The sequence below is a fragment of the Bacillus sp. FJAT-49711 genome, assembly GCF_018343715.1.
In the GTDB taxonomy this organism is placed as follows: domain Bacteria; phylum Bacillota; class Bacilli; order Bacillales; family Bacillaceae_C; genus Lederbergia.
Map to the genome: position 1 here is coordinate 727,023 of NZ_JAGYPL010000002.1, position 19,923 is coordinate 746,945.

Annotated in this window: 18 protein-coding genes; 16 read left to right on the forward strand and 2 right to left on the reverse strand. The window is 39.5% G+C overall.

Annotated elements, in window-relative coordinates; genetic code table 11:
• Window positions 1–38 precede the first annotated feature (38 nt).
• From KHA96_RS11185 to KHA96_RS11205, 5 genes are all read left to right on the forward strand, one after another.
• Window positions 39–671, forward strand: a complete 633-nt coding sequence (locus KHA96_RS11185) for a TetR/AcrR family transcriptional regulator (protein WP_349305734.1) — start codon at window positions 39–41, stop codon at window positions 669–671.
• A gap of 8 nt (window positions 672–679) precedes the next feature.
• On the forward strand, window positions 680–3,925 hold the full coding sequence (gene icmF, locus KHA96_RS11190; RefSeq protein ID WP_213129925.1) for a fused isobutyryl-CoA mutase/GTPase IcmF: 3,246 nt from the start codon (window positions 680–682) through the stop codon (window positions 3,923–3,925).
• Window positions 3,926–4,052: 127 nt separating this feature from the next.
• Window positions 4,053–4,637: a DNA-directed RNA polymerase subunit delta gene (gene rpoE / locus KHA96_RS11195; protein ID WP_349305759.1), complete on the forward strand. Its 585-nt coding sequence runs from the start codon at window positions 4,053–4,055 to the stop codon at window positions 4,635–4,637.
• Window positions 4,638–5,034: 397 nt separating this feature from the next.
• Complete coding sequence (locus KHA96_RS23040) at window positions 5,035–5,184, forward strand: PH domain-containing protein (protein WP_249315466.1); 150 nt, start codon at window positions 5,035–5,037, stop codon at window positions 5,182–5,184.
• A gap of 522 nt (window positions 5,185–5,706) precedes the next feature.
• On the forward strand, window positions 5,707–7,215 hold the full coding sequence (locus KHA96_RS11205; RefSeq protein WP_213129370.1) for a DUF1846 domain-containing protein: 1,509 nt from the start codon (window positions 5,707–5,709) through the stop codon (window positions 7,213–7,215).
• A 93-nt stretch (window positions 7,216–7,308) separates the two neighbouring features.
• On the opposite strand, the gene tnpB is transcribed toward KHA96_RS11205, so the two are convergent.
• On the reverse strand, window positions 7,309–7,515 hold the full coding sequence (gene tnpB, locus KHA96_RS23515) for an IS66 family insertion sequence element accessory protein TnpB (RefSeq protein WP_481748229.1): 207 nt from the start codon (window positions 7,513–7,515) through the stop codon (window positions 7,309–7,311).
• Between tnpB and KHA96_RS11215 the strand changes: the two genes are divergently transcribed.
• Window positions 7,516–7,737, forward strand: coding sequence for a hypothetical protein (locus tag KHA96_RS11215; protein ID WP_213129372.1), 222 nt, complete (start codon window positions 7,516–7,518; stop codon window positions 7,735–7,737).
• Between the two features lie 47 nt (window positions 7,738–7,784).
• The gene (locus KHA96_RS11220) at window positions 7,785–9,383 is read left to right on the forward strand and encodes a CTP synthase (protein ID WP_213129373.1); all 1,599 of its coding nucleotides are present in this window, start codon (window positions 7,785–7,787) and stop codon (window positions 9,381–9,383) included.
• 86 nt (window positions 9,384–9,469) lie between these two features.
• Here KHA96_RS11220 and KHA96_RS11225 read toward each other — a convergent pair whose 3' ends face one another.
• The gene (locus KHA96_RS11225) at window positions 9,470–9,991 is read right to left on the reverse strand and encodes a DUF2529 domain-containing protein (RefSeq protein WP_213129374.1); all 522 of its coding nucleotides are present in this window, start codon (window positions 9,989–9,991) and stop codon (window positions 9,470–9,472) included.
• A gap of 246 nt (window positions 9,992–10,237) precedes the next feature.
• On the opposite strand from KHA96_RS11225, the gene KHA96_RS11230 reads away from it, so the two are divergent.
• The 9 genes from KHA96_RS11230 (at window position 10,238) to prfA (ending at window position 19,921) form a co-directional block, all read left to right on the forward strand.
• The gene (locus tag KHA96_RS11230) at window positions 10,238–10,612 is read left to right on the forward strand and encodes a response regulator (RefSeq protein ID WP_213129375.1); all 375 of its coding nucleotides are present in this window, start codon (window positions 10,238–10,240) and stop codon (window positions 10,610–10,612) included.
• A 273-nt stretch (window positions 10,613–10,885) separates the two neighbouring features.
• Complete coding sequence (gene fba / locus KHA96_RS11235; protein WP_213129376.1) at window positions 10,886–11,749, forward strand: class II fructose-1,6-bisphosphate aldolase; 864 nt, start codon at window positions 10,886–10,888, stop codon at window positions 11,747–11,749.
• A 254-nt stretch (window positions 11,750–12,003) separates the two neighbouring features.
• On the forward strand, window positions 12,004–13,290 hold the full coding sequence (locus tag KHA96_RS11240; RefSeq protein ID WP_213129377.1) for a UDP-N-acetylglucosamine 1-carboxyvinyltransferase: 1,287 nt from the start codon (window positions 12,004–12,006) through the stop codon (window positions 13,288–13,290).
• Window positions 13,291–14,251: 961 nt separating this feature from the next.
• The gene (rho, locus tag KHA96_RS11245) at window positions 14,252–15,538 is read left to right on the forward strand and encodes a transcription termination factor Rho (protein WP_213129378.1); all 1,287 of its coding nucleotides are present in this window, start codon (window positions 14,252–14,254) and stop codon (window positions 15,536–15,538) included.
• A gap of 147 nt (window positions 15,539–15,685) precedes the next feature.
• Window positions 15,686–15,886 (forward strand): 50S ribosomal protein L31, encoded by a 201-nt coding sequence (gene rpmE, locus KHA96_RS11250; RefSeq protein ID WP_213129379.1) that lies wholly within the window; start codon window positions 15,686–15,688, stop codon window positions 15,884–15,886.
• 315 nt (window positions 15,887–16,201) lie between these two features.
• Complete coding sequence (locus tag KHA96_RS11255) at window positions 16,202–16,819, forward strand: thymidine kinase (RefSeq protein WP_213129380.1); 618 nt, start codon at window positions 16,202–16,204, stop codon at window positions 16,817–16,819.
• A gap of 103 nt (window positions 16,820–16,922) precedes the next feature.
• Window positions 16,923–17,444, forward strand: a complete 522-nt coding sequence (locus KHA96_RS11260; RefSeq protein ID WP_213129381.1) for a sigma-70 family RNA polymerase sigma factor — start codon at window positions 16,923–16,925, stop codon at window positions 17,442–17,444.
• Complete coding sequence (locus KHA96_RS11265) at window positions 17,437–18,756, forward strand: DUF5643 domain-containing protein (RefSeq protein ID WP_213129382.1); 1,320 nt, start codon at window positions 17,437–17,439, stop codon at window positions 18,754–18,756. The genes KHA96_RS11260 and KHA96_RS11265 overlap by 8 nt, the downstream gene beginning before the upstream one ends.
• Before the next feature lie 94 nt (window positions 18,757–18,850).
• On the forward strand, window positions 18,851–19,921 hold the full coding sequence (gene prfA / locus KHA96_RS11270; RefSeq protein ID WP_213129383.1) for a peptide chain release factor 1: 1,071 nt from the start codon (window positions 18,851–18,853) through the stop codon (window positions 19,919–19,921).
• Window positions 19,922–19,923 lie beyond the last annotated feature (2 nt).

The following is a 19,923-nucleotide window of genomic DNA, read 5'->3' on the forward strand; positions in this document are numbered from 1 at the left end:
GGCTTGCGCATTTCTAAAAGAAAGTAGGTGAAAGGGAAGTGGAGCAGAAAAGAGAGGTGTATGCATCGGTAAAGGATGAAAACCTCATAAAAAAACGCCGTGACCAAATGATTCATGGCGCCGTCTCTCTTTTTAAAGAAAAGGGGTTCCATCGAACGACGACTCGGGAAATTGCGAAAGCTTCGGGGTTTAGTATCGGAACATTATATGAATATATTAGAACGAAGGAAGATGTTCTTTATCTCGTATGCGACAGTATTTACGATGAGGTAAGCAGACGATTAAGCAGCATCGACCATGGAAAAGGAACGCTAGCAAGCCTAAAACTTGGAATTAGCCATTATTTTAAAGTAATGGACGATATGCAGGACGAAGTGCTTGTCATGTACCAAGAGGCAAAAGCGTTGTCCCAAGAAGCACTTCCTTATGTTTTAAAGAAAGAACTGGAAATGGTGTCAATGTTTGAACGGATAATCAATCGCTGCGTGGAAAATGGTGAATTGGATATTGGAAAGGAACAGCAGCATTTGTTTGCTCATAATATTTTTGTTCAAGGGCAAATGTGGGGATTCCGCCGCTGGGCTTTTAAAAAAATATATACGATCGATGACTATATTTCACTCCAAATTGACTTGCTTTTTTCAGGGGTCCAAGGATATGAAACGAAATAGGAGGGGTAATCGTGACAACGAACGTTTACAAACCGAAAAATCACGTCCGTTTCATAACGGCATCGAGTTTATTCGACGGCCATGATGCCTCCATCAATATAATGCGGAGAATTTTACAGGCGAGTGGTGCTGAAGTGATCCATCTTGGCCATAATCGATCTGCCCGAGAAGTCGTCAACGCGGCTATCCAAGAGGATGTACAAGGTATTGCCATTTCATCTTATCAAGGTGGCCACGTCGAGTATTTTAAATATATGCGTGATTTACTCATTGAAAAAGGTGCCCCACATATCCGAATTTATGGAGGCGGTGGTGGAGTCATCATCCCTCGCGAAATAAAGGAACTCCACGATTATGGGATCGCTCGAATTTTTTCTCCGGAGGATGGACGAACTCACGGTCTGCAAGGCATGATCAATATCATGCTTGAGGAATGTGATGTGGAAATTCCCATTCAATCACTTGAAGATGAAGTTGAAAAACTGCTTCAGGGTGATTTGCAATCAGCAGCCAAATTGATCACGATAGCAGAAAACGATAAAGAAACTCTCTCATGCATATTTGAAAAGATTAAAAATAGAGCCGGAGCCGCTCCCGTACTCGGTATTACCGGTACAGGGGGTGCAGGGAAAAGTTCGCTGACAGACGAATTGATCCGCCGATTCATCAATGAATTCCCAAATAAAAAAGTGGCGATTTTATCCGTTGACCCGACTAAACAAAAAACGGGTGGTGCTCTTTTAGGCGACCGGATTAGGATGAATGCAATCTTTTCACCTAATGTGTATATGAGGAGCTTAGCAACTCGTGGATCAAAAAGTGAGATTTCCGATTGCCTTGAGGATGCTATTCAAATCGTGAAAGCGGCAGGTGTCGATTTTGTCGTTATTGAAACGAGTGGGATTGGCCAAGGGGATGCCGAAATAAGCCAATTTAGCGATCTATCGATGTACGTCATGACAAGTGAGTTCGGAGCACCTTCACAGCTTGAGAAAATTGACATGATTGACTACGCCGATCTCATCGTCATAAATAAATTTGAGCGCAAAGGCTCAGAGGATGCAAGAAACCAAGTTCGAAAGCAATACCAACGCAGCCATATGTTATTCAGTGATCCATTAGAGACGATGCCTGTATTTGGAACAATCGCAAGTCAATTTAATGATCCGGGAACGAATGCACTTTTCTCAGCATTGATTGACATGATCAATGAAAAAACAGGTGTGGAATGGACTTTTACAGCTCCTACTACTGAAAATGCAGAGAAAAAAGACGTCATTATACCGATCAACCGCCAATATTACTTGCGTGAAATTGTGGAAATCGTTCGGAATTATCATAAACAAACAAAAGAACAGGCACAACATGCACGCCAGCTTTTTCAACTGGAAGGAGCAATCGAGGCTGCAAAGGGAAATGAAGTCGACCCGACTGTCATTACAGTGCTTGATCAATTACGCGAAAAGGCAATCACTCATTTAACCCCCGCTTCCAAAGAAATATTAAATGAATGGCAGTCAGTGAAGAAAAAATACGCAGCAGACCAGTTCACAACAACCATTCGTAATCGTGAAATCATAACTGAGTTAAAAGTTCACACATTATCTGGTCTTTCAATCCCCAAAGTGGCTCTTCCAAATTTCGAGGATTACGGTGAAATTTTGAAATGGGTGTATACGGAAAATATTCCGGGTTCATTTCCTTTCACAGCCGGTGTTTTTCCTTTTAAACGTCAAGGTGAAGACCCGAAACGTCAATTTGCCGGAGAAGGAACTCCTGAACGAACGAATCGTCGTTTTCATTATTTATCAAAGGACGACGAAGCAAAGCGACTGAGCACCGCATTCGATTCAGTCACACTGTATGGAGAAGATCCTGATTATCGACCAGATATTTACGGTAAAGTCGGGGAAAGTGGAGTTAGTATTTGCTCATTGGATGATATGAAAAAATTGTATGCGGGCTTCGACCTCTGTTCACCTGCAACCTCTGTTTCAATGACAATCAACGGGCCTGCGCCGATTATTTTAGCAATGTTTCTCAATACGGCAATTGCCCAGCAAACAGATGTGAAGGCAACAGAACTAGGAAGGGAATTAGCGGATGAAGAGCTTGCTGAAGTAAAGGCAAAGACGTTAGAGACGGTAAGAGGAACGGTGCAGGCCGATATTTTAAAAGAAGATCAAGGGCAAAACACGTGTATTTTCTCAACGGAATTTGCCCTGCGCATGATGGGAGATATCCAGCAATACTTCATAGACCATAATATCCGAAATTATTACTCCGTTTCAATTTCTGGGTACCATATCGCTGAAGCAGGAGCTAATCCCATTTCTCAACTAGCTTTTACACTTGCCAATGGATTCACGTATGTAGAGTATTATTTGAGTCGCGGAATGGACATCAATGATTTCGCTCCGAATCTTTCATTCTTTTTCTCAAATGGGCTGGATCCTGAATATACCGTGATTGGTAGGGTGGCGAGAAGAATATGGTCGGTAGTTATGCGTAATAAATACGGGGCAGATGAACGCAGTCAAAAGTTAAAATACCATATTCAGACATCTGGAAGATCACTCCATGCCCAAGAAATTGATTTTAATGATATCCGCACGACATTACAAGCATTGATGGCTCTTCAAGATAACTGCAATTCTCTCCACACAAATGCGTATGATGAGGCGATTACGACACCTACTGAAGAATCCGTCCGCAGGGCAATGGCTATCCAGATGATTATTACGAAGGAACATGGCTTATCGAAAAATGAAAATCCACTTCAAGGTTCATTCATCATTGAAGAGCTGACAAACCTTGTCGAGGAAGCTGTTTTACAAGAATTTGAGCGCATTAACGACCGCGGTGGTGTATTAGGAGCAATGGAAACCCAGTACCAACGCGGAAAAATTCAAGAAGAATCGATGTATTATGAAATGCTGAAGCATTCAGGACAGCTGCCAATTATTGGGGTCAATACGTATATAAATCCACATCCACCTACAGAGGAGGAACTGAATAATATCGAGCTCGCCCGTGCTTCAAAGGAAGAAAAAGAAACTCAAATTCAGAACTTAAAGTCCTTTCAGCTGGAAAATAAAAATAAGGTTGAAAATGCACTTGCAAGCTTAAAAGAGACAGCTATAAGTGGAGGAAATATTTTTTCAGAGCTAATAGAAACGACAAAAGTAGCAAGCCTTGGACAAATTACAAATGCCCTTTATGAGGTCGGTGGCAAGTACCGTAGAAATATGTAAAAAAGATTTTTGGAATAAAACATATAATTATTGGCGAAAACAGTGGCATAATAGAAAACAATTTGTTTATAATGGTGAGTATGGATTTTTGATTTATGGGTGAAGGGATGTGCGTTTTTTGAATTTAATGCAATTGTCCAAAGAAGAGCGTAAAGAAATGTCTTTTATTGAAATAGCACAACAAATTTTTGAGGAAAGAAAAGAAGCAATTTCTTTCAAAGATCTTGTAGATGAAATTGCAAACTACTTAGATTTGGCAGAGCAAGAGAAAACTTCGCGTATGCTGCAATTTTATACAGATTTGAATGTCGATGGCCGCTTTTTAACACTTGGTGAGAATCGTTGGGGTTTACGTGAGTGGTATCCAATTGATCAGATCGATGAAGAAGTAATTGCACCTGTAAAACCGAAGAAGAAGAAAAAAGCAAAAAAAGTTTTAGAAGATGAAGATTTAGAGCTTGAAGATGAAGATCTTGATCTTGACTTCGACGAAGAAGAAGAATTTGATGATGCAGATGAATTGGATGAAGATGAAGAAGAGGAAGAAAGTCTTGAAGCCCTTCGTGAAGAAGAGGAATTCGAAGAAGATGAATTAATTGAAGATGATTATGAAATTGAGGATGAAGAAGAGGACATCGATATAGAAGATGAAGATGTCGATCTTGAGGACGAAGATGAAGAGGAAGAAGAAGAGGAAGAGGAAGAAGAATAATCCTCTTGACTTCCCTTCAGTGAGTATGTAGAATTTTATTTGGGCTCCTTGAAAAAGGACTGAAAAATAATGATTTCACGCTCCCTTACTTTTGTAGTGGGGGCGTTTTTTATTTTTTGTTAGGAATCTACAAATTGAGGAATCATATGTGATGTCAAAATAACCCGTATAATAATTATACGGGGTGCGATTATCCAATGGTTTTTTGTTCAAAGGCAGATGCGTTTTTAGTTAATTTTATTTTGAGCGTAGTTCTCATTATTGCTTCTACGTTATTTTTTCCATTATTCTTCGAAATAGTTCGCAATGATTTAATAACTCGAAATAAATTCGTCGTTGTTGTTCTTATTGTGGTCGGTTTTCTTTTATGGACTAATTTTTCAATCAAGATTATTTATTGATAAAAGGTGGACCATATAGAAGACAAATTCCATACGAAAAAATAACTAAGATATCATCTGCAGCTGCAATTTTTACAGGACATAGAATAAATCATCAAAAGATGTGCTTGAAACTTTCAATAAAACAACATTTATGGGAAGTATAAAAATTTCACCAAGAGATATAAGATATTTTATTTTGGAACTAAAAAAACGATGCCTTAAAATTGAGGTACAAGTATAAAATTTTAAGCTGCCTTTTAACAAAGGGCATTTTTTATGGACTTCTTAACGTAATCAAATTAAGCCACGATTATACAACTATGTTTATGTGATCATAGTGGGGATAATTAGTCGTGTATCTTTGCTTTACCAACGCTGGCGTATTAATCGGCTAAAATGAATCCCGAGTATCGCCATCCTGGCTGGGTCATCGTTTTTTACATCTCATTACAACTGTTTTTTAAGAGCTTAAAAAAAAGTATATTAAAATGCAATCAAAATGATTTGACTATCTAAGGTGAAAATATGGCTTTGATAGCCAATATAGATGTAATGTAAGCAAAGAGGAAAATGAGTTTCCGATAAAGATACTAATAAAGAGTTCTTTCGTGCAAAGAGGGAACTATAGTGTATCATACATAAAATGAGGAATTTGTTATTCACATTCGAAAGCGAGCGGAAGAAAGATGAAAAAAGTTGGATTTGATTCGGAGAAATACTTGAAAGAACAATCTTCCTATATCCTTGAACGGGTACAACACTATGATAAGCTTTACTTGGAGTTCGGCGGCAAATTGATTGGCGACAAACATGCCAAGCGTGTTTTGCCGGGATTTGATGAAGATGCAAAGTTGAAATTGTTGGCAACACTGAAGGAAAAAGCGGAGATCATTATCTGTGTGTATGCAAGTGACATTGAACGGAACAAAATACGCGAAGATTATGGCATTACTTATGACCAAGATGTTTTGCGTTTGATCGATGAATATCGCGGATACGGCATATCTGTTAACAGTGTCTTGATTACACGTTACCAAGAGCAGCCGAATGCCAAAGTATTCATGGCGAAGCTGGAACGGAACGGTATCGATGTTTACACTCATCGCTCGATTGAAGGTTACCCGACGAATGTGGAAGCAATCCTCGGCGAGGAAGGATTTGCAAAGAACCCCTATATTGAAACGTCAAAGCCGATCATAGTGGTAACAGGGCCAGGTCCGGCAAGCGGAAAACTCGCGACTTGTTTAAACCAAATGTACCACGAACATGAACTAGGAAACAAAATAGGCTACGCAAAGTTTGAAACTTTTCCCGTTTGGAACCTACCATTGAAGCATCCGGTGAATATTGCTTATGAAGCAGCTACTGTGGATTTGAAAGACGTGAATATGATCGATAACTACCACTATGAAGCTTACGGAGAAGTGGCGGTCAATTACAATCGCGATATCGAAACGTTCCCAGTTATCAAACGGATTATTGAAAAAATCACGGGTAAAGAATCTGTTTATCAGTCGCCGACCGATATGGGTGTCAATCGCCTTAAGTCGGGTATTATAGATGATCAAGTCGTACGGGAAGCTGCGAAGCAAGAAATCATTCGGCGCAGTTTCGCTGTAGAAAACGACTATAAAAAAGGATTGGCAGATGAAGATACTCTTCGGCGTATGCAAGTAATTTTGGAAGAAATCAACTTGAAAAAAGAAGATCGGGTACCCGTATTGTCAGCACGCAATTATGCAAACACGGTGCAGGATAGGATCGGCAGCACGAATCTTCAGGCAGTGATTGCAATCGAACTGCCAAACGGCGAGATCATTACTGGTCGAACGACAAAACTAATGGATGCTTCGGCAGCGGCGATTCTGAATGGGTTGAAGTTATTGGCAAATGTAGCGGATGAAATTGATCTTTTAGCACCGATGATTTTGCAAACCATCCAGCGTTTAAAAACCGATGATCTAAACAGTAAGGTACCGACATTAAGTGCAAACGAATTGTTGATTGCATTAGCAATCAGTGCCGTCACCAATCCTACTGCACAGCTCGCTTATCAGCAACTGCCGAATTTAAAAACCGCGCAAGCTCATTCAACGGTCATTTTGAACACAGAAAACGAACAGACTCTGAAAAAACTTGGCATCGATATGACCAATGACCCAGTATACCCGACAGAGAATCTGTATTATAATTAATTAATAATTGAGAGAACAACAACTTGTCACTTCCTAATCGGATATCCCCAGAATTTAGGGAGTGGCAAGTTTTTGCTTATAACCCCTTTTAAATCAAGGAATGATTAACTTTTTACTATAGGGGTTTTGACAATACGTATAGAAATTAGGGGGGAAGGAAGAGTCGCTATATGGATCGAGCTCGAAAGAGTCTTGGATCAACGTAGCTAGACCATCAATTCCTTTGCGCATATCAGTTTTACCGCAAATGATATAGATTTTTTTGACATAATCCTGTGTCATGGGTGGATCAGCTCCCATATGATCGTTTGGATGATGAGCTCCTCAACGCCGTTTTGGAAGGTAATTTCGGCATTTGCTAATTTGATAGTACAAAGGCTGGAGGAATGGGCAGAAGCAATTGGAAGGCTGCCGTCTGGCTCAGGATGCAAGGCCACGGGGACAATCGTCATTGGGTTTTGTGGCATTAGAAAAGCATCGCCTTCTGTTGATACATTGATCATACTAAGAGGTGCGACGTAAAGATATGCATTGTTTCATTAGGGGCTTACTAAGGGAGGAAAATAGTGGTGTCTAAATATATTTTCGTAACCGGCGGAGTTGTATCATCATTAGGAAAAGGAATCACAGCTGCATCGCTCGGCAGGTTGCTAAAAAACCGCGGATTAACGGTTACTATTCAAAAATTCGATCCATATCTTAACGTCGATCCCGGTACGATGAGCCCTTATCAGCATGGGGAAGTCTTCGTAACGGATGATGGTGCAGAGACAGACCTAGATTTAGGCCATTATGAGCGCTTTATTGATATTAACTTAAATAAATATAGCAACGTAACGACTGGTAAAGTTTATTCAGAGGTTATCAAAAAAGAACGCCGCGGCGACTATCTTGGTGGAACAGTTCAGGTGATCCCTCATATTACGAATGAAATCAAAGAACGTATTTTTCGTGCTGCCGACAAAACGAAAGCGGATGTCGTTATTACAGAAATTGGCGGAACAGTAGGGGACATTGAATCTCTTCCATTTTTAGAAGCGATTCGTCAAATGAAAAATGATGTTGGCCGTAAAAATGTCATGTATATTCATTGTACTCTCGTACCTTATTTAAAAGCTGCTGGTGAAATGAAAACAAAACCGACACAACATAGTGTGAAAGAACTTCATAGTTTAGGCATCCAGCCTAATGTCATCGTGGTTCGTACAGAAATGCCGATTTCTCAAGAAATGAAAGATAAGATTGCTCTCTTCTGTGATATTGAAAAAAAAGCCGTTATTGAAGCGGGAGATGCTAGTACTCTATACTCCATTCCACTTTTATTACAAGAACAAAAATTAGACCAGCTTGTATGTGAGCATCTAAACCTTGAATGCCGTGAAGCGGATATGACAGAGTGGAAACAGCTTGTTGAAAAAGTACAGGGTCTTTCAAAAACAACGAAAATTGCACTTGTCGGAAAATATGTAGAGCTGCAAGACGCATATATTTCCGTTGTAGAAGCGCTGAAGCATGCAGGATATGCTTTTGATTCAGATATTGAAATCGAATGGTTAAATTCCGAACTCATTACCGAAGAAAATGCAGCAGCCGAGCTTGGCAATGTGGATGGCATACTCGTTCCAGGCGGCTTTGGAGATAGAGGAGTAGAAGGTAAAATAGCGGCGATTAAATATGCCCGTGAAAACAAAGTTCCTTTTCTTGGCATCTGCTTAGGAATGCAGCTTGCATCTGTTGAATATGCTCAAAATGTTCTTGGCTTAGAGACTGCAAATTCATCTGAAATCAATCCAGAAACTCCATATCCAATCATCGACCTTTTACCAAATCAAGAAGATGTCGAAGATCTTGGTGGTACATTGCGTTTAGGATTGTATCCTTGTCAGCTACAAGCAGGTACGAAGGCACATGCGGCATATAAGGAAGATTTGGTGGAAGAACGTCATCGCCACCGCTACGAATTTAATAATCAATATCGTGAACAGATGGAAGCAGAAGGATTTATTTTCTCAGGGACAAGCCCAGATGGCCGTTTAGTAGAAATCATCGAGCTCGCCGACCACCCTTGGTTCGTTGCCTGCCAATTCCATCCAGAATTCAAATCACGTCCAACACGCCCACAACCATTATTCTATGGGTTTGTGGAAGCATCATTGATTAAACAATAATTTATTGAAGGCCAGTTAATGTGAATGGCCAGTAAAATGTACAAAGGACGGATCCGCTCGGGATTCCGTCCTTTTTTTAAAAATACTTATTCATATTCTTCTAAAATATCCTCTATCGTAAACTTCAATGAAAAATAAATATACAGTGCCGCTAGTAAGGAGGGAAATCCGACTCGAGTTCCATCTTCTGTTGGAAGCAGTGGTTTGATCAAATATGTTTGAATGAAAACATCCGCCAAATCAGCTAAGCTTTTACCTTCTGCTTTATTATCACCAGCTATCACTACAAAGGGGATATTTTGCTCGACAAGATTTTCACCAAGCAACAGTGCTTCTTCATCATTGGCAAAGCGAGTAATCAGCAATACCCTATCTGCGTTCGTCAACATTTCAACGGATTCAAATCGGCAAGCACTTTTTAAAGGTTCTGCTCCTTCAAGTGCTTCTAATACGACACCTTCCATTTCCTTGAACCCTTTTATATAAATTCGACCTTCTCCAACTGGAGCCTGCGCCAAAGCCCTTGCACCATCTTCAATATTTAATTCTTCTTTTTCAAAAATTCTTTTGAATAAGCCCGTTAACTGGGTTGTAAACATTTTTTGCACTTTAAAACACTCCTCTAAAAAATTGAAAACACTCATTGTTAGTAAAAACATATTGCCATTTTCAACATATGTCAAATTAGGTCGCATTTTTTTAGCAGGACAAAAGAATAGTTGTGGAGAAAAAGTAAGTATGGTTTTTATATTTAATTCCAATAAGACAAAGGAGAATAATTATTACAAAATCCATCTTAATACCCTATTCATTTTGCAGATTGTTCGTTATAATGAAACAAAGAGGGGGATCAAATGAAGGAGAAAATTTTGATTGTCGATGACCAGTTTGGCATTCGCATATTATTGAATGAGATATTACAAAAAGAAGGCTATCAAGTTTTCCAAGCAGCAAATGGTTTACAAGCTCTTGCAATTGCAAAAAAGCACACCCTTGATCTTGTATTACTCGATATGAAAATACCTGGGATGGATGGATTAGAAATTCTTCAGCAATTAAAAAAAATAAGCCCTGACATACGTGTAATTATTATGACTGCATATGGAGAACTTGAAAAAATTGAAGCTGCAAAAAAATTAGGGGCATTGGCACATTTTTCAAAACCATTCGATATTGTCGAGCTCCGTCAAACAATTCGATCATACATACCGATAAAATTAGACACATAGATAAATCCATTTTAAATTCCTCTTATAAAAAACATTTTCATTATTGGTAAACATTTGTTGAATTTGATATGATGAAAATGAAAAATGTCCCTGTCCATAATTTAATTTTAAAGAATGTAAAAACTTTATTAGTTAATACATTGTTAAAACAAGATTAATGTCTAGCTGTAGCACCTATCACCAGTATGTCGATAGCAAGTGCTTCCGCTTTTCCTGCTGGACAGGATCAAACATGCACATCAGTGCGCAGTTTAACTCAGAGGAGGAAGAAGAATGCCTTTAGTTTCCATGACCGAAATGCTTAACAAAGCGAAAGAAGAAAAATATGCGGTCGGTCAATTTAACTTGAATAACCTTGAGTTTACTCAAGCCATTCTACAAGCGGCAGAGGAAGAAAAATCTCCTGTTATACTTGGTGTATCAGAAGGTGCAGCACGCTATATGGGCGGCTTCAAGTTTGTAGTAAAAATGGTCGAAACCTTAATGGAAGAATACGGTACAACTGTGCCTGTAGCTATCCATTTGGATCACGGATCCAGCTTTGAAGCTTGTGCAAAAGCAATTTATGCAGGCTTCACATCTGTTATGATTGACGGATCTCACTACCCGCTTGAAGAAAACATCGAATTGACGAAGAAAGTTGTCGAGCTTGCTCATATGTTTGGTGTTTCTGTAGAAGCGGAACTTGGTCGAATTGGCGGTCAAGAAGATGATCTATCTGTCGATGATGCAGATGCAGCTTACGCGATTCCAGAGGAATGTGATCGACTTGTTCGCGAAACTGGTGTAGATTGCTTTGCTCCAGCTCTAGGATCTGTTCATGGCCCTTATAAAGGAGAGCCAAATCTAGGATTCGATCGCATGGAAGAAGTTATGAACTTAACTGGAATACCACTTGTTCTTCATGGTGGGACAGGCATTCCTACAAAAGACATCCAACGTGCGATTTCACTTGGAACTGCAAAAATTAACGTGAACACTGAAAACCAAATTTCATCTGCTGCACGTGTACGTGAAGTATTGGCAGCTGATGCAGATATGTATGATCCACGTAAATATTTGGGACCTGCACGCGATGCCATTAAAGAAACAGTTAAAGGCAAAATGCGCGAATTTGGTTCATCTGAAAAAGCTTAACAAACATATAGAAACCGTCCAGTAAAATGGACGGTTTCTATACAATAAATATATATAGATGCGAACTAAATATCCGCCCCTCTATCATTTTCCGCACTTATAATAAAAATCCAATAAATTTCGATATTATTGTTAATATTTTACTTTATTTCTACATGTTTATGATAAATTCGTATATAATACATGTAATATAACGATTCGCCAAAATTTTCAATTGGTATATTTACCCAATAGAGCTGGAAAGGAAGACAAAAATGGAAAAGCTAAAAATAGCAGGTGGATATCCGTTAAAAGGGACAATTAAAGTTAGTGGTGCAAAAAATAGTGCCGTTGCTCTAATCCCTGCTACGATATTAGCTGAATCACCTGTGACGATTGAAGGCCTTCCCGACATTTCAGATGTTCATACACTACAAGGACTCCTTGAAGAAATAGGCGGTAATGTTACTTTTCAAAATGGAGAAATGACCGTTGATCCGAGTAAAATGATTTCCATGCCGCTTCCTAATGGAAAGGTGAAAAAACTAAGAGCCTCCTATTATTTAATGGGAGCGATGTTGGGACGTTTTAAAAAAGCGGTGATTGGTCTCCCGGGTGGATGCCATCTTGGCCCACGTCCGATAGACCAGCATATTAAGGGTTTTGAAGCTTTAGGAGCAAAAGTAACAAATGAACAAGGTGCCATCTATCTTCGTGCAGACGAGCTTCGGGGTTCAAGAATTTATTTGGACGTTGTAAGTGTTGGTGCGACAATTAATATAATGCTTGCCGCTGTTCGTGCAAAAGGGCGTACAATTATTGAAAATGCAGCAAAAGAACCAGAAATCATTGATGTTGCCACCCTTTTAACGAATATGGGAGCAAAAATAAAAGGGGCAGGAACCGATGTCATTCGTATTGACGGGGTTGATAGCTTAAACGGCTGCCGCCACACGATTATTCCTGATCGGATTGAAGCAGGTACATTCATGATTCTTGGCGCGGCGGTAGGAGAAGGAATCTTGATCGATAACGTCATTCCTCATCACCTAGAATCGCTCACTGCCAAACTTCGTGAAATGGGAGTTCCTGTAGAAACCGGGGACGATCAAATTTTTATAGGGAAAAATAAAGATTACAAACCAATAGATATTAAAACACTCGTTTATCCCGGATTTCCAACAGATTTGCAGCAGCCTTTTACAGTTCTATTAACAAAGGCTGGAGGCTCATCAATCGTAACAGACACGATCTATTCTGCGCGTTTTAAACATATAGATGAATTGCGAAGAATGAATGCCAATATTAAAGTGGAAGGCAGCTCGGCCATTGTAAATGGACCAGCAAATTTACAAGGGGCAAAAGTAAAAGCTTCTGATCTGCGAGCCGGCGCCGCATTAGTGATTGCCGGACTCTTGGCAGAAGGCATAACAGAAGTAGCAGGCCTTGAACATATTGATCGGGGATACAGTGATTTAGTCGAGAAACTAAATGGACTTGGAGCAACAATTTGGCGTGAAAAAATGACTGAGGAAGAAATGGAACAATTAAAGAGTTCTTAATAGAAAAGCGCAAGCGCCTGATCATCGACGTATGGATTTTGTAGTTCCTGACGAGATAAAGGAAACACGATGAACCTACAAGGCGAATCAGATGTTGACTTATCGTAGGAAGGGACATAGAAATCCACTAGTCGATAGGCGCTGAAGCTGGACAAAGAAAAGCGGAAGCGCCTGATCATCGACGTACAAACTTCAGGCCTTCGACTGAGATAAAGGAAACACGACGAGGTACGAGTCGATGTTGACTTATCGTAGGGAGAAGGACAGGAAGTTTGCTAGTCGATAGGCGCTGAAGCTGGACAAAGAAAAGCGCAAGCGCCTGTTCATCGACGTATGGATTTTGTAGTTCCTGACGAGATAAAGGAAACACGATGAGCCTACAAGGCGAATCGATGTTGACTTATCGTAGGAAGGGACATAGAAATCCACTAGTCGATAGGCGCTGGAGCTGGACAAAGAAAAGCGCAAGCGCCTGTTTATCGACGGACAAGCCACAGGATGGGTGCGTCGATGTTCCTTTCCGCCTTTGACAACTGAGATATAGGAAATACGATGAGTTTGATATAGGACGAATCTGGTTTCTTTATTTTAGGAAGAGGCAGGAAGTCTGCTAGTTATTAGGTGGCTTGCGCTAGATAAAAAAATCTAGACTCTCTTTGCAACTATTACCATTTCCATGTAAAATAGGCTTATGGATGAGGCCATCAATCCTCAACCTCTTCATACTCTTCGAATGTATTACTGTAAATATTGTTTTCCTCCTAATCAAAGTTTTTCAACGAGAGTTTTTTCTACCTGAGGCACATTAGATTCCTTTTTCCGGTGAATAACGATCTTGAACTTATTTTAATTATTATTTTATTTTCTTCATGTTATTATTTTAATATTTATTCTTAATTCAGGGTAGACGTGTGCCAGTTGTTCCTTTATTAAGATCAATCTAAAAAAGAGTGGTGTCGAAATGGCTGAGTTAACAATTTCATTATTGGAAGATATGAAACTTAAAGAACTATATGAACTGGCTCGTGAATATAAGGTTTCATATTACAGCAAACTAACAAAAAAAGAATTGATTTTTGCAATTCTTAAAGTCCGTGCAGAGCGGGAAGGGTATTTCTTCATGGAAGGCGTTCTAGAAATCATCCAATCCGAAGGTTTCGGTTTTTTAAGACCGATTAATTACACGGCAAGCTCTGAAGATATTTATATTTCCGCTTCCCAAATCCGTCGTTTTGATTTGCGCAATGGTGATAAAGTATCCGGAAAAGTAAGACCTCCGAAAGAAAATGAACGTTATTTTGGTTTACTGCACGTGGAGGCAGTCAATGGCGATGATCCAGAAACGGCAAAAGAGCGAGTACATTTTCCAGCATTAACGCCGCTATATCCAGATCGCCAAATCAAGCTGGAAACAACTCCAACGAATCTATCAACTAGAATTATGGATTTAATATCACCAGTTGGCTTTGGGCAACGTGGATTAATCGTCGCACCTCCTAAAGCAGGGAAGACGATGCTTTTAAAATCGATCGCAAATTCGATTACAACGAATAATCCAGAAGCTGAACTAATTGTTTTGCTGATTGACGAGCGTCCTGAAGAAGTAACAGATATCGAGCGGTCAGTCAATGCAGAGGTGGTTAGTTCTACGTTTGATGAAGTACCAGAAAATCATATAAAAGTAGCTGAGCTTGTGTTGGAACGTGCAATGCGTTTAGTAGAGCATAAGCGTGATGTCATCATCTTGATGGACAGTATTACAAGACTTGCCCGCGCATATAACTTAGTCATCCCTCCGAGCGGAAGAACATTGTCAGGCGGTATCGATCCTGCTGCTTTTCATCGTCCGAAGCGATTTTTCGGTGCAGCGAGAAATATTGAAGAAGGCGGCAGCTTGACGATTTTGGCGACGGCTCTTGTTGACACAGGTTCTCGTATGGATGATGTTATTTATGAAGAGTTTAAAGGAACAGGAAACCTTGAACTGCATCTAGATCGTTCACTTGCAGAAAGAAGAATTTTCCCAGCCATCGATATTCGCCGTTCCGGTACAAGAAAAGAAGAGTTGCTCATCCCGAAAGAGCAGCTTGAAAAACTGTGGAAGCTGCGTAAAGCCATGTCAGATTCTCCAGATTTTGCGGAGAAGTTTTTACGAAAACTGCGCCAATCAAAGACAAACGAAGATTTCTTCAATATGTTGGCTGCAGCGGAAGCAAAAGGAAACTCAAACGCAAGAACCGTTTTGTAAGCTTCATTTTTTTGTGCTGGAAATATTGCAATTTAAGCAAGCCCTTGTTATAATAAAAAATGTGTTTTTAAAGCAAAATATGCGAAAAGCATCACGATAGATAACTCTGTTTCAGCAAATGATTCAGGGCATAAGGAGATGAAAGTAATGAAAGCAGGAATTCATCCAGAATATAAAAAAGTAATGGTTAAATGTGCATGCGGAAATGAATTTGAAAGCGGCTCTGTAAAAGAAAACGTTCGCGTTGAAATTTGCTCAGAATGCCACCCATTCTACACAGGTCGTCAAAAATTCGCTACTGCCGATGGACGCGTTGACCGCTTCAATAAAAAATACGGTCTTAAGTAAGAATGACATTAAAAGCAAAAAAAACGGGCAAGAAATGCTTGCCTGTTTTTTTATTGCCTGAAATGGGGCAAAGCTATACGATAGGGTTATACTCTCGTGTAAAATACGCGCGATCTCTCGAGTAATGTTTTAAAATGTCGTATGAGGTGCGCCAACTCCTGTAGCATTACTTTGTTTAGCTTTTTTACTTTTGTAAATAGTTCATACTTCAGTAATAAATTACTCTCGCATAATCCGACCTTAATGTATACCAACTCTCGAATTAATACATATATCGTTCATATAAAAGAAAAACCTGAAAGGAGCCGTCATCTCATGGATATCATCAAACATACGGGATGGATTGAAGTCATTTGCGGAAGCATGTTCTCAGGAAAATCGGAAGAATTGATACGACGAGTCCGAAGAACTCAATTCGCAAAGCAGACCATCATGGTTTTTAAACCTCAACTAGATAACCGTTATAGCATAAGTGAGGTTGTTTCACATAATGGAACAGCTGTGAATGCACAACCAGTGCAAAATTCGGCTGATATATTAAAGGCTGTTCATGCTGATATTGATGTTGTTGCAATTGATGAAGCTCAATTTTTTGATGATGGGATTATCTTAGTTGCACAGCAGCTTGCCGATAGTGGACATCGAGTGATCATTGCAGGACTGGATCAAGATTTTCGTGGTGAACCATTTGGTCCTATGCCTCATTTAATGGCTGTTGCTGAACAAGTGACAAAACTGCACGCCGTTTGTGCCGTTTGCGGATCGCCTGCCAGTAGAACTCAACGCCTGATAAATGGAGAACCAGCATGTTATGAAGATCCGATTATTTTAGTCGGAGCTGCTGAAGCATACGAAGCAAGATGTAGACATCATCACGAAGTGCCCGCCGGAATGAATGCAAATTTGCGACAAGCTATTGAAAACGGAAAATAGAGCACACATAAAGTTAGTCCTTGAATTTTTTCAAGGGCTATTTTTATTTTCATAAAAACTTTTCTACCGCTACTATGTCTAATATATAGGAAGGGGGATATCGGTGATAGATGAAAAACTTGTGAAAAAGGCAATTAAAGGGAATGACGAAGCTTTTTTAGAGATCATGAATGAATTTAAAGTAGATTTGTATAAAACGGCGCTCGCTTTTTTAAAAAATGAAGGTGAGGCATTGGAAGCCATTCAGGAAGTGACGTTTCGTGCTTATAAAAATATACGCACATTACGGAATGCAAATTTTATAAAAACATGGTTGGTTCGAATTATGATCAATTATTGCAATGATCAGTTGAAAATGAAGAAACGTCACGTGGTTGATGATGAAGTAATCGAGACCTTGTCGGTATCAGAAAATTTCAGCGAGCTTGAAATGAAGGATGCCATGTTAAAACTGGATGAACGGTCTCGTGAATTATTAACGCTAAAATACTTTAATGATATGAAAATAAAAGAAATTGCCGAAGCGATGCAATGTCCAGAAGGAACAATCAAAACGTGGCTACACAAGGCTTTGAAGCAGCTGCGAGACATCTTGGCAGAGAAAGGAGCGGACTCAAGTGTTTGAACATGAAGAGAAAAAACTAGCTGATTTTAAAAATAAGTTTGAAGATGCTTCGATTCCTGTAGAAGCATTAGATGCCGCCATTATGTCGGGCTTTCAAAAAGCAAAGCGGAAGCGTAAAAAGCCTGTGAAAAAATGGATGTTTGCCTGTGCAGCAGCAATCATCTTTCTAAGTGGATTTTTTACATCCATTCGAATTTCCCCTGCATTTGCTTCCTATATCGCAGCCATTCCCGGAATGGATAGAATTGTTGAATTGATTGTTCACGATAAAGGAATGCTTGCGGCAATCTCGAATGAATATTACCAGGAAATCGGTGTTTCAGAGGAGAAAAATGGAGTAAAGCTGACCATTGATGGGGTGATTGCGGATGAAAATGGAATGGTTTTGTTTTATACGTTACAACCAGGAAAAAAATACGAATCGATGTGGATTGAAAAAGTAGATTTAAAAAGGGTAGATGGAAAGGAATTAAATCAATCGACTTCGTCTTTTGAGGCACCGCATACCTCTGAAAAAAGCTCGGACCATCAGGGAATGATTGAATATTTCTTTAAAGATCCTTATGAAGCAAGGGAATTTCAGTTAGAAATAAAAGTAGGGGCCAGTGGATATTATGAGACCTTCAATATGCCTTTTACACTAAAAGAAGTGAAGTCCGCAAAGAAACTTGCCATCAACAAGGATGTAACGATTCAAGGTCAAAAAATAAGCTTTGTTAATGCAGAAATCTATCCACTAAGAGTAGCACTTCGTGTAAAAATGGATCCTAAAAATACAAAAAAGCTTCTAAACTTTGATGATTTGCGTCTTGTTGATGAAAAGGGTGAAACATGGAGTAAAATCCAAAATGGAATTACGGGTTCACGTGTTTCTGATAATGAAGTCATTGTTTACCTACAAAGCAACTATTTCAACGAACCAAGGGAACTTTATCTAGCTCTTAATAAAATTCAAGCGGTGGATAAGGAAGAAGCTGATTTAGTGGTGGATATTGAAAAGGAAAAAATCATCAAACAGCCAAAAGGAAGACAGTTTGACCCACAGGTAACGGTTTCGGGAGAAGACTTAATTTTTAAGATGCAAACCGAAGAGGAATTTTCATACGTTATGTTCAATACGCCAAAGGATCATGAGGGAAAGGAATTGGTTTCTGAATCCAGTTTTTTTTCTATTATAGACGATGAAAAAACACCCGTTTATGAACATGGTATTAACATAAAAAACTTACATTCTGTCAAAGGCCCAATCTCGCTTGAAATTTCCTTCTATCCATCCTGGATTGTAGGCTCTGAAAAAATAAAAATTAAATAAGAACGTCTTTTTTACAAGAAATATTTGCTTTGGCTAAAGTGAACGTTATACTATAAAATAGTGCACTTATGCAAACGAGTATGAGGTGAAAAAAATGTTTGATAAATTACAATCTGTAGAGGAGCGCTACGAAAGGTTGAATGAACTTTTAAGCGACCCGGCTGTTGTCAGCGACTCTACGAAGTTAAGGGATTATTCAAAGGAACAATCAGCCATTGCGGAAACTGTTGAAGTTTATCGTGAATATAAAAATGCTCAAAATCAATATAAAGAAGCGAAAGAGATGCTAGAGGATAAGCTCGATGCTGATATGCGCGAAATGGTAAAAGAGGAAATCGGCGAACTTGAAGACCAGCTTAAAGATTTAGAAGCTCGACTAAAAATTCTGCTTGTCCCGAAAGATCCGAATGATGATAAAAACGTCATTATGGAAATTCGTGGTGCAGCGGGTGGCGATGAAGCTGCATTATTTGCCGGTGATTTATACCGAATGTACAGCCGATTTGCAGAAGCGCATAACTGGAAAACAGATGTAATCGAAGCCCATTCGACTGGACTTGGCGGCTATAAGGAAATTATTTTTATGATCAATGGAAATGGTGCATACTCCAAGTTGAAGTATGAAAATGGCGCTCACCGTGTTCAGCGTGTTCCTGAAACAGAATCCGGAGGCAGAATTCATACATCGACAGCGACAGTTGCCGTTCTTCCAGAGGCAGAGGAAGTAGAAGTGGATATTCATGATAAAGATATCCGAGTGGATACATTTGCTTCTAGCGGTCCTGGTGGACAAAGCGTTAATACGACAATGTCAGCCGTTCGCTTAACGCATATCCCAACTGGTGTTGTTGTGTCATGCCAAGATGAAAAATCTCAGATTAAAAATAAAGAAAAAGCAATGAAGGTTTTGCGTGCTCGTGTATACGATCTGTTTCAACAGGAAGCGCAAGCAGAATACGATGCGAACCGTAAATCTGCTGTTGGAACCGGTGATCGTTCCGAACGAATACGCACGTACAATTTCCCACAAAATCGTGTAACCGATCATCGAATTGGCTTAACAATTCAAAAGCTTGATCAAATTCTAGAAGGCAAGCTCGACGAAGTGATTGATACTTTAGTCATTGAGGATCAGTCCAAAAAACTTGAGAGCGTGGAAGAATAATG

What these genes read in the sequence shown, in the direction of transcription:
- rpoE (WP_349305759.1), top strand. Translation starts at nt 4,053, where the DNA reads ATGCAATTGTCCAAAGAAGAGCGTAAAGAAATGTCTTTTATTGAAATA.
- KHA96_RS11205 (WP_213129370.1), top strand. Translation starts at nt 5,707, where the DNA reads ATGAAAAAAGTTGGATTTGATTCGGAGAAATACTTGAAAGAACAATCT.
- tnpB (WP_481748229.1), bottom strand. Translation starts at nt 7,515, where the DNA reads ATGGGAGCTGATCCACCCATGACACAGGATTATGTCAAAAAAATCTAT.
- KHA96_RS11215 (WP_213129372.1), top strand. Translation starts at nt 7,516, where the DNA reads ATGATCGTTTGGATGATGAGCTCCTCAACGCCGTTTTGGAAGGTAATT.
- KHA96_RS11230 (WP_213129375.1), top strand. Translation starts at nt 10,238, where the DNA reads ATGAAGGAGAAAATTTTGATTGTCGATGACCAGTTTGGCATTCGCATA.
- fba (WP_213129376.1), top strand. Translation starts at nt 10,886, where the DNA reads ATGCCTTTAGTTTCCATGACCGAAATGCTTAACAAAGCGAAAGAAGAA.
- KHA96_RS11240 (WP_213129377.1), top strand. Translation starts at nt 12,004, where the DNA reads ATGGAAAAGCTAAAAATAGCAGGTGGATATCCGTTAAAAGGGACAATT.
- rho (WP_213129378.1), top strand. Translation starts at nt 14,252, where the DNA reads ATGGCTGAGTTAACAATTTCATTATTGGAAGATATGAAACTTAAAGAA.
- rpmE (WP_213129379.1), top strand. Translation starts at nt 15,686, where the DNA reads ATGAAAGCAGGAATTCATCCAGAATATAAAAAAGTAATGGTTAAATGT.
- KHA96_RS11255 (WP_213129380.1), top strand. Translation starts at nt 16,202, where the DNA reads ATGGATATCATCAAACATACGGGATGGATTGAAGTCATTTGCGGAAGC.
- prfA (WP_213129383.1), top strand. Translation starts at nt 18,851, where the DNA reads ATGTTTGATAAATTACAATCTGTAGAGGAGCGCTACGAAAGGTTGAAT.